This is a genomic window from Prevotella sp. MGM1 (assembly GCF_002933775.1).
In the GTDB taxonomy this organism is placed as follows: Bacteria; Bacteroidota; Bacteroidia; order Bacteroidales; family Bacteroidaceae; genus Prevotella.
Genome location: NZ_BEWV01000203.1, coordinates 1 through 14,175, shown reverse-complemented (window position 1 = coordinate 14,175; position 14,175 = coordinate 1). Strand labels below are relative to the sequence as shown.

Sequence of the window (14,175 nt, the reverse complement as noted above, 5' to 3'; positions counted from 1 at the left end):
CTTATATTATTACTGCTTTATATTACATTTCCACTTACCACTCATCTCCTTACCACTCATCTCCTTACTACTTAAACTTATTGATACAGTCGATATAAGCCTCGACCGAAGCCGTCACTATATCCGTATTTGCCCCGAAACCGTAATATATGCTGCCGTTATATTCCACCTGCATGTGAACCTTGCCCACATCGTCAGAGCCTTTGCTGATGGCCTGGATGGTAAACTCTTTGAGCGACATCTCGCGGCGTATGATTTTCTTCAAAGCCCTGATAGCCGCGTCCACAGGGCCGTTACCGCTCGAAGCCTCCTCAAATTTCTGCCCAGAAATATCGAGACCTATGCTCGCCACACTTTTCACCCCCTTGCCTGTGGTGACTTGAAGGAAGTCGAGTTTCACGGCATGAGCGTCAGCGGTATCGGCACCCGCAAGCATCAGTATGTCGTCATCGTTCACCTCCTTCTTCTGGTCGGCCAACCGGAGGAACTTCTGGTAAATCTTATCCACCGTCTCCTCATTGTCCACATTCACGCCGAGCACACCGAGACGGTATTTCAACGCGGCGCGCCCCGAACGCGCCGTGAGAACGATCGAGTTGTCGTCAAGTCCCACATCCTTGGGATTCATTATCTCGTATGTCTCCACGTTCTTTAAAACACCGTCCTGATGGATACCGCTGGAATGCGCGAAAGCGTTTCGGCCGACAATGGCTTTGTTGGGCTGCACGGGCATGTTCATCAGGCTCGACACCATGCGGCTTGTCGGATATATCTTGTTTGTGTTGATGTTCGTGTCTATGTCGATATGCTTGTGGCACTTCAATATCATGGCAATCTCTTCGAGCGACGTGTTTCCGGCCCGCTCTCCGATACCGTTGATCGTCACTTCCACCTGCCTTGCGCCGTTGAGCACACCGCTGAGCGTGTTTGCCGTAGCCATGCCAAGATCGTTATGGCAGTGTGTCGAGATTATAGCCCTGTCTATTCCGTCGACATGCTCCATGAGGTATTTTATCTTATCGCCATACTCGGCGGGCAGACAGTAGCCGGTGGTATCGGGAATATTAACAACCGTAGCTCCGGCTTTTATCACAGCCTCCACCACCCTTGCGAGATACTCGTTATCAGTACGGCCGGCATCCTCGGCATAAAACTCCACGTCGTCCACATAGCGGCGGGCGTATTTCACCGCCGCCACGGCACGTTCTATTATCTCCTCGCGGTTGCTGTTGAACTTATAGCGTATATGGGAGTCGCTCGTGCCTATTCCAGTATGTATCCGCTTGTGCTTGGCATACTTCAAAGACTCTGCCGCCACTTCTATGTCGCGCTCCACCGCACGGGTCAGCGCACAGATTGTGGGCCACGTCACAGCTTTCGATATTTCTATCACCGAATTGAAATCACCCGGACTCGATACCGGGAAACCGGCCTCTATCACATCCACTCCCAATTGTTCAAGCTGCCTGGCAACCTGAATTTTCTCTACCGTGTTCAACTGGCATCCCGGCACTTGCTCGCCATCGCGCAGCGTTGTGTCAAAAATAAATAGTCTGTCGCTCATATCTCTTTTTCTTTTTATCACTTAAGAACATCCAGTCCGTTATGCCAGGCTCCCCAACTATCCTACATCGTGAATACGATACCGTCATGAGAACTAAAAAAAGAACCTTTCCCACATCAGAAGTGAGAAAGGCTCCATATCGTTATTACGGCTCGTCTACATACACACCTTTTCACTTCCGACCGGTTGTTTAAGTCGAATGATAATATTAATAATGTGTAGAAGATTTGACTTAACCATGATGTTTCTTCTTTTTATTTCGTTGCAAAGTTAACGATTTATACTCAAAACAACAAACAAATCGTAATATTTTTACCGATAAAAATATCAAATTCAAAGACAACCGGCAGTTTTACAGGCTATCATCCATGCGGCAACATCGCATACATTCATGCCGGCCACATCCTCACATGTACTTTCTCAGCTCGAAAGCCCACAACTTATATCCTTGCGGCGACAGATGAAGCCCGTCGGAAGTAAGCTCGCGGCGCAATACATTGGTGCCACGCCTGACAAACTTTGGATACAGGTCCACATAAACTATGCCGAGCTTCGAGCAGTGAATATTGAGCAGGCGGTTTATCTCGGGTATATCGTCTGTGCGTCCCGCCAGACGCTTCCACCGCCCCGTGCTCTCGTTTATCGGCAGGACGCTCTGCACATACAGCTCGGTATCGGGAGCGTCGCGGCGTATACGGTCTATCAACCGGCAGACGAGCGACGCTGTCTGGGCGGCAGTGATACCGTGACTGAGATCATTGATACCCACCATGAGGAATATGCGGCGCGGTTTCCCCGGCAAGATCTGGCACAGGCGATGGGCAATGCCCATGGCATCGTCGCCGGCAATGCCGCGGTTTACAACATTATCGGCACGCAACATCCTGCCCCAATCGCCGCCATACTCGGTAAGACTGTTGCCCAGCATCACCGTGGCGGTGGAGTCTACCGCAGGCAGCGACGCAAACATGTCCACCCGCTCGCCATAGTGGCGGGTAGGACGGTAAGCCACCTTCTGAGCGAAAACATGCGCAGCCATGAGGCATGCGCATGCTGATATTAAAAATCGGATGTCCATCGTCAGAACTGTTCGAGTATCCTTATTCTGCTCTCTGTGCTCGGATGAGTGCTGAAAAGCGAGTTCACCATGCTCATCATGCCCTGCGAGAAGTTTTTCGGGTGGATGATATACATCTGGGCAATGTCGTCGCGACCTACATTACGCAGACCCGGATCGCCTGAAATCTTGCGCAACGCTGAAGCCAGGGCGAGCGGATTGCCGCACAGTTCGGCTCCACCGGCATCGGCCATATACTCACGCTTGCGAGAGATTGCGAAGCGGGTGAGCAGCGTGAAGAAATATGCCACGGCACTGCAAACGAGTCCCACGAGCATGATTACCAGCATCGAGAGGCCGTTGCCCTTCTCACCGTCGCGGTTGCTGCCGCCGCCAAACCACATCACATGGTACATCATGCGTACCGTCATACCCATTATCGCCGAGATTATTCCCACGAAAATGATGCTGATGACCAGCAGGCGTGTGTCACGGTTACGGATGTGCGTAAGCTCATGGGCTATCACCCCCGACAACTCGTCGTCGTCAAGCAGAGACAACAATCCCGTGGTGACGGTCACCGTGTAGCTCTTGCGGTCGATACCGCTCGCAAAAGCGTTGAGCTGCGGGTCGTCAATCACGTTAATCTTCGGCATGTCCATGCCACACGACATGCACAGGTTCTCCACAATATTATATACCCGGGGATTTTCCCTGCGCTCGAGCGTACGAGCACCGGTGGCGCTCTTTATCATGGCCGTGTTAGAGAAATAGGCAATCAGGAACCATACGCCCACACCTATGACAACGTATGGTATGGTGCCCACGAAATGGCTGTTCACCACTTCGGCATCGAACACATTTACCATCCGTCCGTACTCGTCGTAATAGTAAGTGCCGAAATAATTGACCAGAGCGAGAAACACCCAGACCGTGCCGAGCAGAATGGCCGGAAACGACAGCAGCAACAACATGCTCATCATGTTGTTATGCCTTATCTGGGTCTGCATTCCTACATACTTCATGGCTTAAAATTTAATCTCCGGCGCCTTGTCGAGGGTGGCGCGGTCGGCCTGGGGAATCTCGAACATCGGCTCACGGTGGAAACCGAACATGCCTGCGAAAATATTGGACGGGAATGTCTGCACGGCATTGTTAAGCTCGCGTGTGGTGGAATTAAAGAAACGACGGGACGCGGCGAGCTTGTTCTCTATATCGGAGATCTCGCCTTGCAACTGGAGGAAGTTCTGGTTGGCTTTCAGGTCGGGATATGCTTCGAGAGACACTCGCAGCCCCGAGAGAGCGTTGCTCAACGCGTTTTCAGCCTTTATCTTGTCGTTGATGCCTGAGGCGCCCATTGCTGCCGTCCGGGCCTCGGTCACCCTTACGAGCAGTTCTTTCTCGTGCGAGGCATAACCTTTCACCGTAGACACAAGCTGTGGAATGAGATCATGACGCTGTTTGAGCTGAACATCGATATTGGCAAAAGCGTTTTCACGGTTGTTTCTCAACTTCACGAGGTTGTTGTAGATTCCGATACACCAGATGGCGATAACCGCCACTACCACTAAAATAATAATTACTGTTGTCATAATAATTCTTTTTCGTTAAATTTGAGCGGGACCTTCCCCACATTTATCATTCTACAAAAATAATGCTAAATACCGAGTTTACGACACTCTTTTAAACATTAATCAGTATTTTATCATATTTTTATAATACCGGGTGGCAAACATGGCAAAACGCCGACTGAAAAAAATATTGCCGGGTTATATCTGCCACAGACGCGGGGGCACCTTAAAGAAGAGTGGAAGAGAGCTTCAGTTTGTAATAAAAATATCACACACGACATAATCCGCAAGAAATGCATATTAATGCAAAAAGCAAATTAAAAACCGGAAAAATCCTTTGTTTTTTGACAGTAAAGACATTGTAATAAAACCCAAACGCCAACTTTTCACAACGGGTATCCCGTCGCTCTGCATTCGGATACTGGTTGGATTGCAACGGGATACCCGTTGTCTTGCGTTTAGCGGCTAAACGCAAGACAACCGATAGCCGAATACAGGCCCAAAAGCCGTCTTGGACAAAACATAAAAGGCTTCAAGCGCAGAACGCCGGAAGCCTTTTACGCCTGCACGGAAATACGAAAATGCAGACACGGATATATAAACAAATATGTGTCAGGAGACGCAAAATCTCCTTTTATCAAAAAACAATGTCACGAAATGATGTATATTTATGCACCGGAAGCGTATTAAGGTATGGCACAATGATGTCGCTTTGTAAACTTTTATCATAAATACTAATGTTTAATCAAGGGTTATCCGCCACAAAGATATGTCAAAAAGCGGCGCAAAGCAAATTTTACCACGATACACTTCACGATACACCACGGAATAAAACCGACTGAAAAAAAAGAACGGCGCCGGACTGTCGCCCGCCGCCATGACTATCAGTTTGCATTGACTTATCGCCGTAAGAGACACGGCTCAGGAGCCGCGCTTTTTCATCTTCGCCATCACCTTGTTGTAATAACGCTGTGTGCGTTTCACGCTGTAACGCATGCCGCCGTTCCACGAACGGATGGCACGCTCCACATTGTTTGCGGTGTTGTGCCGAGACTGTATCAGAAGAAACATCTCCTTAGACTTATCCACGCTGAAACGGTCTTTCAGCGTATACCTTTTCTTGCTTTTCCTGCCCTTCAAGATGTTGTTGCACTCACGCACAAGAATAGGTGTAATCTGCATCACGCCGACCGAATTGCCGCTTACCGCCCTTGGGTTTCCCTCGCTCTCGACCATTATTATGGCGTCGATAACCGGATTCCAGTCAAATGAGGCTGATGATGCAGCAGAGTTATTTCCGGCAAAGACCGGAGTAGGATTCGATAAAATTGAAATTAAAACTAAACATACGATTTTATTAAAAATACTCATCATAAATGATTTTATGGAACTGGACATCATTAAAATATCCTCGGCATGACGCTAATCAAACACTATCAATGCCATGCCTGGCTCCTATTTACTTACTACAAGTATAAACGTCTCACCGCGAGACAAAAACAATACTTGTTCTGTTATCGGGTGCAAAATTACGAAAAAAAATCCGAACAACCAAGAAAAATATAGAAAAAGAGTATTTATCACGCTATTACATAGTGTTGAGTATCAATTATTTAAAGGGAAAAGCGCATTCCTATTTACCCTTGCGGACAACCCGAAACGCACTGTATATGCACATTACAGACGAATGAAAACGCCCGACTTTTAGACCAATGGCAAACGGATGCCTGTCACATGGCGGCATACTCGTCTTTCATCTTTTTGGTGAACTTCCTGACCACCTCATCAAGCGAGTGGTCGATAGATTCGTATATGAGCCGGTCGCAGGCATCGGCATTGAAATATATCTGGTTCCAATACTTCTTGTTGAAGTGAAAAGCCGGCTCAACGGCCGAATATCTCTCCCGCAACTCGATGGCCCGCTCCGGGTCACACTTCACTATCACGAGGTCGGGGTTATCAAGGCACAACACGGCAAACATCTTGCCCATGACCTTGAAGACAAGGGTTTTGTCGTCGAACGGAAAAGACTCCTCGCATCCTTTCTTCGTAAGACAGTAATCACGGACTGCTTCTATATTCATGTTTATATAACGGACAAACGGCGTCCATATTGCATCCGGCGGCGGAATAACGGGCGGACATGGCGAAAAAGGCCGCTCGCCCCCTCCGACATCCGTCTACGCTCATGCTTGAAAAAAGTCATGCGGCTGATCTTTTGATTTGCCGCAGATAGAACAGAGACACCGAAACTAAAGTCAGGAACTCGGCGGTGGGAATGGCAAGCCACAGCCCGCTGACACCGAGTGCATGCGGCAGGAGCACAAAACTCGGCACAAGCAGAAGCATGCCCCTGAGCGACGTGAACACGGTGGATGCCATGGCACGCTCTACACTCTGGTAATATCCGATGAAAGCGATGTTGACCGAGAAAAAGACAGCGCACAAAGCGAACAACGGCAGCCCAGCCAAGGCTATCCCGTAGGCCGCCTCGGACGGGGTGAGGAACAAGGCGGTTATGGCTGGAGCGCCTATCCACAAGCACAACGACACGACCGTGCCGCAAACAGCGGCCGTGAAGAGGGATACACGGAGGGTGCGGGCCACACGGGCATCACTGCGCACTCCGTGATTAAAACTTATTATCGGCTGGGCCGACTGGGCGACAGCGTTGCTTATAGAGAATACTATTGGGAAGAGATAGCACGCCACGGCGAAAGCGGCCACGCCCTCTTCGTTGAGCATAGACATGAACATATAATTGCCTGTGAGCATTATCACGCCCATGGCAAGCTCGGTCAGGAAAGTGGCAAATCCTATCTTCATGATATAAGTGACATTGCGTATGGAGAGAAGCAAGGACGTGACGGAGAGTTTCAGTCGGTAGAACCTCAACTTATACGAGAACCGGACGAAATACGCCAGGGCCATCAATCCTCCGAAAACACACGCTGCCGACGTAGCCACGGCCGCTCCCTTGACACCCATGTCCAAAGAGAATATCATGTACCAATCGAGCGCAATGTTCACTACGGCGACCAGAACCTGTATCCACATGGCATAACGAGGAAAACACAAGACCGTTCGTCAAGGGAGAAATACTGATACTCACATCCGATATATACTTCTCGATAGAAGACGTATCGGAAGATTTCCATGCCCGATATATATCGCTGTCGAAAGGCATGCTCGACTCGGCGTATTATAAAATACCGAACTTCGGGCTGTGGGAGTTTCTTCACCGCACACCCATCCTGAGGCCGACAAAGCCGCAACAGGCCTTAATAACACAGTGGACAGACCAAAACGAGTGGATAATGAATAACGTATCGGGCGCATTGCGCGCACAACTCGTGAACAACAACACTTACAACCTGTTCATCGCAATAGACACATGCCTGTCAAAATTCTATCCGAACCTGAAATACATAGAGAAGAACAGGGCATGGGCCATAACGTCACGGTTTATGCTACTGCTCTCGATACACGTACACTCAAAACGCGACGTAAAGTTCTACGCCGACAAAATGAACATCACCACGGGCTATCTTTATAAGGTATGCCGCCACATTTACGGCGTATCCCCGAAATCAATGATTAACGAACAACTTACAGTTGAGATAAAAACGTATTTGACCGACACTGACATGTCGGTCAAAGATATAGCCAATAAGCTCGGCTTCGAAGATCCTTCATATATGTGCAGGATGTTTCGCAGAGAGACGGGACTATCACCAATACAGTTCAGGAACAAGTCTACGTGAGGATACTGGATACGGATTAGCTCAATGTTACAATCCTGTTTGTGTTTATCGGCAGTGCGGCCGATAAACACAAACAGGATTTCTATCGGAACAACAGGAAAAGTCAGGGCACTATATGCTCTACGCCGTCTTTTGTACTGACGTATTTTTCACCACAAATACCGGTTCCCACTTCTTCAGCTTCCTCTTCGGTCCCGTCACTGTATCTTACTTTCCACTTGCCCTTCTTAGAACCGCCGAAGAACACTTTCACTATTACGTAAAGGAAGATACCCAGCAGAGCCACCATGACGAGCATCATCGCGAGATAGAACGAAAGGAAAGTAAGCACGGCCATGTATACTACGTAACCTATCCTGCCGCCCCATCCGGGAAACTCTTTTATTGCCGGCAGGCACTTATAGCCCATATAACCGAACAGACCGGCCAGCAGTATGCCGGCTATTATCTCGACAGTGCCATTACCGATACTTGTCATTTGAAGGACAAAAACTATAAGACTTATTATCGCTCCGCCTATAAGAGCGTGAAAAACAAGTCTTCCAGAAGTTGGGACATGGCTTGGATTCGAACGTGAAAAGAGCGCATTCTCTAACTTGTTTAATACTTTTAATTCCATTATGTTTACGTGTCAATGTGTTTATTTACAGTGTAGTTAATATAATCAAGGCGGCAATGGCATGCCTGCAGACCGGCCGTCAATCCCAGTTGTCTGTGTCGGTAATGTCCATAAAATATGCTCCGTCAACAAAGGCGCCACGGTTTGATGAAAATGCCGGATAGACAACGATAGGTGTCTCGCAATTGTCCAATACCTTTCCATCCGGGTCCGTTTCTTTGGTAAGCAGCATATACCAGCCGCAAAGCTCTCCCGAGTAATAGTTTTCATATGTCATGATGCGACCGGTACTGTACACCACACGGCCTTTATGGACGGCCTTTACTTTCCTGCTCTTACCGCTCTTGTCTCCGATAAAAGCCCATGTCTCCGTCGTTTCGAAATCGGAATTACTTTTGGTGTCAACATAATGGGCGTCCTGTTCGTCGCCACCTACCTCCGACGGAGATATAAGCAGGTCTGCGGCCTTATATATTTTCATCTCATCGGGACGTATCCTGTCGAGCATCGACGCACTGACATAAGCACTCTTGCCAAGCGGATCTTTCACTAACGTCCAACCGTTCTTCGACGATTCCGTGATAAACACCATGCCTTGGGCGGCTTTTCCAACGACCTTGCCCTGAGGAGAAGGTGCGGCTCGCATGTTGACATTCTTCTTGGTAACAAAAGAAAGAGTCTGGGTTGTTTGCGCAAAAGCATTCATTGCTGCCATAAATGCCGCTAAAAAGATAATCAACTTCTTCATATATATATACTGTATTGGTTTTTGCAAAGATAAAGATAATTTCACAAATCACCCACGATTGTTAATAAAGATTGATATAATGGATATTGGGAATTAACAGACACCACTACAGATATGCTTACTGTCCGTCAATTTCATCATACATGGCAGCGGCGTTGGATTTACAGTATGCAAAAACCGGCTCTTTACGGAGTCAGTGACTGCCGTAAAGAGCCGGTTAAATATTTAATAAACCCTTATTATTTTACCAATACAACCAGATATTTGCTCGTGCTCCAAAACTTCTGCGGGTCTGTTATTCTAAGAACATACTGCTTGCCGGCATCCTGCTGCAAAGAATAGCTGCCTGCCGGATGGGCTGTGAGCATCTTAGCGGAACGGGAGTAGAGTTTTATCTCCTTGTCGACACGGATATCTATCTTGGTGAAATACTCGCGGTTGAAGTTAGACTGCAACACCTTTCCGTCCACAAGGATTTTCTGCGACTTCAATTCGCTCTTCGTTCCGAACACGAACCATGCGGTATTGAGCTGCTTATCCTGCGTGCTGATTGTGGTCGCTTTCTGGGTATTTTCCTCTTGCAGTGAAGAGACATCAGTATTCAGACCTGTTATTTTCTCGTCAAGTTCGGCGATGTGGATATCCTTTGCGCTCAGTTCGGCACGCAACTGAGTCAGCTGCTGGTCTTTCTCTTCAAGCTGTTTTGTAAGATTTTCTATAGTACGCTTGAACTGATCTCCCTGAAAAGCGCTCTCACGCAACTGACGCTTAAGTTTGTTTATCAGTTCTCTGTTCTGCGCCATGGCCGACTGTATGAACTGGACATTCTCCCTGATACGCTGCTCACGGCTTGCTCCCTCGCCCTGCTTGGCTATGCTCACACGTTGCTCGGCCTCGTTAATCTCCTTGAAGCCTTCTTCTATCTCATTGAAAGTAGCCATCATGTCATTGATCTCATTGTCTCGCTGAGCGATTATCTGATTCAACGAATCGCGCTGACGTTCAGCCGTAAGATCGGCGTTTGCTCTCTCCTGCTTGCATGACGCTACGGCCACCAAACACATTAATATAAATAATAACTTTCTCATAACTCATTATTTTTTATGTTTCTTAATCTATGTTTCTAATTTTCTTGCTCTCTGACTTTATGCTTTTTATTCTCTTTTTCCGACACTCCTGCCACTACGATGACAATCTCTCCCCTCGGCTCGGTGGCCTCGAAATGGGCTGTCAACTCGCCAAGCGTACCGCGCACACTCTCTTCATGCACCTTTGAGATCTCACGGCAAACACTAACCTGACGCTCCTCGCCAAACACCTCTGACAACTGGCCGAGAGTTTTCACCAGCCTGTATGGCGATTCATAGAATATCATTGTGCGACTTTCATCTCTCAACGATTCCAGTTTTGTCTGACGGCCTTTCTTCTGCGGCAGAAAACCTTCGAAGGCGAATCTGTCGCAAGGCAAACCGCTTGACACCAGAGCCGGCACAAATGCCGTGGCACCAGGCAGGCACTGCACCTCGACACCGGCACGGACTGCCTCCCGCACGAGATAGAAACCCGGATCGCTGATGCCCGGAGTACCGGCATCGCTGATAAGCGCTACTGTTTGTCCGGCCTGCAAACGGGACACAACGGATGCCGACGTGCCGTGCTCGTTAAACTTGTGATGCGACATCAGATGATTCTGTATGTCGTAATGCTTCAACAGTTTGGCCGACGTGCGGGTATCCTCTGCCAGCACGAGGTCGGCCTCTTTGAGGATTCTGACCGCTCTGAACGTCATATCCTCCATATTTCCCACCGGCGTGGGTACGATATATAGTGTTCCCATATCACTGGCAAATGTACGTAATTATTCTCTATATCCAAAAAAATGCCCTGTTTCTTTGTAATTTTTAAAACGTATTTGTATTTTTGCAACCAAATGACAGGAAACTTGACTGGGGAGACACACCGCCCCGGAAGAATAGAAGTGGTGTGCGGCTCGATGTTTTCAGGCAAAACAGAAGAACTGATACGGAGGATGAGACGTGCGATGTTTGCACGCCAAAAAGTAGAGATATTCAAACCGGCGATAGACACCAGATATTCCGATGAGCAAGTGGTCAGCCACGACAAGCATACGATAAAATCGACACCGATAGATTCTTCGGCACAAATTCTGCTTCTATCCTCGGAAATAGATGTGATAGGAATAGATGAGGCACAGTTTTTCGACAACGGACTGCCAGAAGTATGCAACGAACTGGCCAACAGGGGTGTGCGGGTCATCATCGCCGGGCTTGACATGGACTATAAGGGAATACCGTTCGGCCCAATCCCGGCACTATGCGCCATTGCCGACGAAGTGATAAAAGTGCACGCCATCTGTGTAAGATGCGGAGCGCTGGCATACGTAAGTCACCGCACGGTGGAGAACAGCAGCAGAGTATTGCTCGGCGAGACGCAAGAATACGAACCGTTATGCCGCGACTGTTATCAGAAAGCCATTGCGAATAATCACATAGAGTAACCTACAATGCTTGACAAAACCATTACTTTCGACCGCTTCGTACGGCTCATGCTTGGCATGCTTTTCGCCGCCGCCTTGCTCTATATAACCAATTATCTGGGCAACGTTCTGCTGCCTTTCTTCATCGGTTGGCTGCTCGCATACCTGCTATATCCGGCTGTAAGATTTGTACAATACCGCATGCACGTCAAAAACAGGGTACTGTCTATAATGATAACACTGATTGTGGTGCTACTGGTAATCGGAGGCATAACATATCTTATAATACCGTCGATGGTGGAACAGTTTGAGAAATTGGGCTATCTGGTAAACAAATATCTGCATGAGGTGACAAACATCCCCAACTTCCCGATAGCCGCCAGAGACTGGATATCAAACAATCATGACAATATAAACCGATTCTTCAAAGACAGCAATCTCCCCGACACAGCACGAAAAATAATGCCTCAGTTGTTTGCTGTGATAAGCCAGACGGCAAATATTATCATAAGCATCGTGGCATCATTGATAGCCCTGCTATACATGTTTTTCATATTGCTCGACTACGAGATACTGGCAGCCGGGCTGATAAAGATATTTCCCAAGAAGAGCAGACCGTTCTGGCGTGCCCTAATCGATGACGCCGAACGTGAGCTGAACAGTTATATCAGAGGCCAGGGACTTGTGGCACTATGTATCGGAGTGCTTTTCTGCATCGGATTTACAATCATAGGTTTCCCGATGGCTATAGGCATGGGAATAATGATAGGCGTGATGAGCCTTATACCATACGTACACACTCTGGCTCTTATTCCCATCGTATTCCTCTCACTGCTCAAAGCGGCAGACACAGGAACAAACTTCTGGGTGATATTACTGTCTGCCTTGGCTGTGTTCGGAATTATTCAGCTTATAACAGACATGATATTAACTCCCAGAATAATGGGTAAGGCCATGGGGCTCAATCCGGCCATACTGCTCCTGTCTCTATCCGTATGGGGAGCGTTGCTCGGATTTATCGGACTGATAATTGCCCTTCCGCTTACCACCCTGCTCATCGCATACTACCAGCGGTACGTGACCAAGGAGGCAAACATCCCGAACGAGAAGGCAAACATTCCAAATGAGAAGTCCGGCGAATAAGCAGGTGTAAATATTATATCACGGATTTAACACTTTATTTGCAGTCGAAATATGTCTGTACATACGATACGGACGGCGATACACACCGTCATTACCGCATCGTATGACGTGACTATTCTTGCCGCTATCCGCAACGGAATACCCGTTGTAAGGCATTTCGCAAGCTATTGCGACGCACTCGGCAACCGATCGTCTCACATCGGAAAGGCTACACGGAGTTGGGATATATCTATTATTCCGGATAGGGTGTCGCATCGGATAAAAGAAAGCGGCTGCATATCTGGAAAAAGGTGTCGCGCAAGGCAATACGGATGCTAAATTCCTCCTCGGGAAACTGTATTTCTATGGTGAAGTCGTAGACCGAGACTATAAATGGTCATACGACTTGCTGAAGGGAACTGTCGATGAGAGATATTTGGCAAGTGAAGACACTATAAATATGTACACTGCAAATATCCTTGGCATATGTAACGAGCATGCTTACGGTACGAGGCGCAACATATACAAAGCCTTATTATATTACAAAAAAGCACACCAGAAGGGCAACAACGTGGTGCTATGCTGATGGAAAGGAGACAAATGGAGGCTACTTATGACAGCCCGGATGCTTCAGGTTCGCATGGCGACAAATCTCCCATCTCTCCCATCAATTTCCTCCCATCATCCCCAATCCCAAACAAAAAAAGAGAGTTTATCTCTCCGGATTACCGGAAAAAGAAACTCTTTGCCGTGTCTCGGGGGAACTAAAAAAGGCGGGCTCCTACTCTCCCGCATTGCATCGCAGTACCATCTGTGCAGGCGGGCTTCTGTTTTCATATGGCTGTTCGGGCTGGAGAACAACTTCTACATGCAGACCGGACTGATTATGATTATCAGACTGCTTTCCAAGACCGCCATTCTGCTGACCGAATATGCAGGCAGGCGGCGGTCGGAAGGCGTGACATTGTCACAGGTGGCATGCAGCGTTGCAAAGGCTCGTCTGCACCCCATCATGATGACCGGCTTGTCTATTGTGTTCGGGCTTATTCCGCTGGTGACGGCTCATGGCGTGAGTGCCAACGGCAGCCGCTCGCTTGCAACAGGCGTAATCGGCGGCATGACAGTGGGCACATTGGCATTGCTGTTTCTCATGCCGTCGCTGTTCACCATATTCCAATTATTGGTGTCCGGTAAACATGTCATAGCACTTATTCCTTCTGGTTTTGTTCATGG

General features: G+C 48.1%; 16 protein-coding genes and 1 pseudogene. 6 read left to right on the top strand and 11 right to left on the bottom strand.

The annotated features are described in order from the left end of the window. Positions 1-67: 67 nt before the first annotated feature. The 5 genes from MoGM_RS08360 to MoGM_RS08340 form a co-directional block, all read right to left on the bottom strand. Positions 68-1,564: a 2-isopropylmalate synthase gene (locus MoGM_RS08360; protein WP_104369623.1), complete on the bottom strand. Its 1,497-nt coding sequence runs from the start codon at positions 1,562-1,564 to the stop codon at positions 68-70. Between the two features lie 406 nt (positions 1,565-1,970). Next, positions 1,971-2,642 (bottom strand): GDSL-type esterase/lipase family protein, encoded by a 672-nt coding sequence (locus MoGM_RS08355; RefSeq protein ID WP_104369622.1) that lies wholly within the window; start codon positions 2,640-2,642, stop codon positions 1,971-1,973. Between the two features lie 2 nt (positions 2,643-2,644). Then, positions 2,645-3,646 carry a M48 family metallopeptidase gene (locus MoGM_RS08350; RefSeq protein ID WP_104369621.1) on the bottom strand — a complete coding sequence of 334 codons (1,002 nt, stop codon included), beginning with the start codon at positions 3,644-3,646 and terminating at the stop codon, positions 2,645-2,647. 3 nt (positions 3,647-3,649) lie between these two features. Continuing rightward, on the bottom strand, positions 3,650-4,213 hold the full coding sequence (locus MoGM_RS08345) for a LemA family protein (protein ID WP_104369620.1): 564 nt from the start codon (positions 4,211-4,213) through the stop codon (positions 3,650-3,652). A 900-nt stretch (positions 4,214-5,113) separates the two neighbouring features. Continuing rightward, positions 5,114-5,521: a lytic transglycosylase domain-containing protein gene (locus MoGM_RS08340; protein WP_233210232.1), complete on the bottom strand. Its 408-nt coding sequence runs from the start codon at positions 5,519-5,521 to the stop codon at positions 5,114-5,116. Here MoGM_RS08340 and MoGM_RS13345 point away from each other — a divergent pair. Further along, positions 5,433-5,612, top strand: a complete 180-nt coding sequence (locus MoGM_RS13345) for a hypothetical protein (RefSeq protein WP_233210234.1) — start codon at positions 5,433-5,435, stop codon at positions 5,610-5,612. The two genes, MoGM_RS08340 and MoGM_RS13345, sit on opposite strands and share 89 nt — an antisense overlap. A gap of 310 nt (positions 5,613-5,922) precedes the next feature. Here MoGM_RS13345 and MoGM_RS08335 read toward each other — a convergent pair whose 3' ends face one another. Both MoGM_RS08335 and MoGM_RS08330 read right to left on the bottom strand, forming a co-directional pair. Then, positions 5,923-6,276 carry an MmcQ/YjbR family DNA-binding protein gene (locus MoGM_RS08335; RefSeq protein ID WP_104369619.1) on the bottom strand — a complete coding sequence of 118 codons (354 nt, stop codon included), beginning with the start codon at positions 6,274-6,276 and terminating at the stop codon, positions 5,923-5,925. A gap of 118 nt (positions 6,277-6,394) precedes the next feature. Next, entirely contained in the window at positions 6,395-7,249 is an 855-nt protein-coding gene (locus MoGM_RS08330) for an MATE family efflux transporter (protein WP_104369618.1), read from the bottom strand. Positions 7,250-7,377: 128 nt separating this feature from the next. Here MoGM_RS08330 and MoGM_RS08325 point away from each other — a divergent pair, with 128 nt between their 5' ends. Beyond that, entirely contained in the window at positions 7,378-7,956 is a 579-nt protein-coding gene (locus tag MoGM_RS08325) for an AraC family transcriptional regulator (protein WP_104369617.1), read from the top strand. 103 nt (positions 7,957-8,059) lie between these two features. Here MoGM_RS08325 and MoGM_RS08320 read toward each other — a convergent pair whose 3' ends face one another. The 4 genes from MoGM_RS08320 to rsmI all read right to left on the bottom strand — a co-directional run bounded on the left by MoGM_RS08320 (position 8,060) and on the right by rsmI (position 11,160). Beyond that, positions 8,060-8,575 (bottom strand): hypothetical protein, encoded by a 516-nt coding sequence (locus tag MoGM_RS08320; protein ID WP_146078693.1) that lies wholly within the window; start codon positions 8,573-8,575, stop codon positions 8,060-8,062. 79 nt (positions 8,576-8,654) lie between these two features. Next, a complete protein-coding gene (locus tag MoGM_RS08315; RefSeq protein WP_104369615.1) occupies positions 8,655-9,323 on the bottom strand; it encodes an SH3 domain-containing protein in 669 nt (222 codons plus the stop codon). Between the two features lie 239 nt (positions 9,324-9,562). After that, entirely contained in the window at positions 9,563-10,411 is an 849-nt protein-coding gene (locus MoGM_RS08310) for a hypothetical protein (RefSeq protein WP_104369614.1), read from the bottom strand. Positions 10,412-10,446: 35 nt separating this feature from the next. Continuing rightward, positions 10,447-11,160 carry a 16S rRNA (cytidine(1402)-2'-O)-methyltransferase gene (rsmI, locus tag MoGM_RS08305; protein ID WP_104369613.1) on the bottom strand — a complete coding sequence of 238 codons (714 nt, stop codon included), beginning with the start codon at positions 11,158-11,160 and terminating at the stop codon, positions 10,447-10,449. A gap of 93 nt (positions 11,161-11,253) precedes the next feature. Between rsmI and MoGM_RS08300 the strand changes: the two genes are divergently transcribed. From MoGM_RS08300 to MoGM_RS08285, 4 genes and pseudogenes are all read left to right on the top strand, one after another. Continuing rightward, a complete protein-coding gene (locus tag MoGM_RS08300; protein ID WP_104369612.1) occupies positions 11,254-11,841 on the top strand; it encodes a thymidine kinase in 588 nt (195 codons plus the stop codon). A 6-nt stretch (positions 11,842-11,847) separates the two neighbouring features. Next, a complete protein-coding gene (locus tag MoGM_RS08295) occupies positions 11,848-12,963 on the top strand; it encodes an AI-2E family transporter (RefSeq protein ID WP_104369611.1) in 1,116 nt (371 codons plus the stop codon). 51 nt (positions 12,964-13,014) lie between these two features. Next, a complete protein-coding gene (locus tag MoGM_RS08290) occupies positions 13,015-13,281 on the top strand; it encodes a hypothetical protein (protein WP_104369610.1) in 267 nt (88 codons plus the stop codon). A 490-nt stretch (positions 13,282-13,771) separates the two neighbouring features. Beyond that, positions 13,772-14,175, top strand: a pseudogene (locus MoGM_RS08285) (efflux RND transporter permease subunit); the annotation flags it as partial.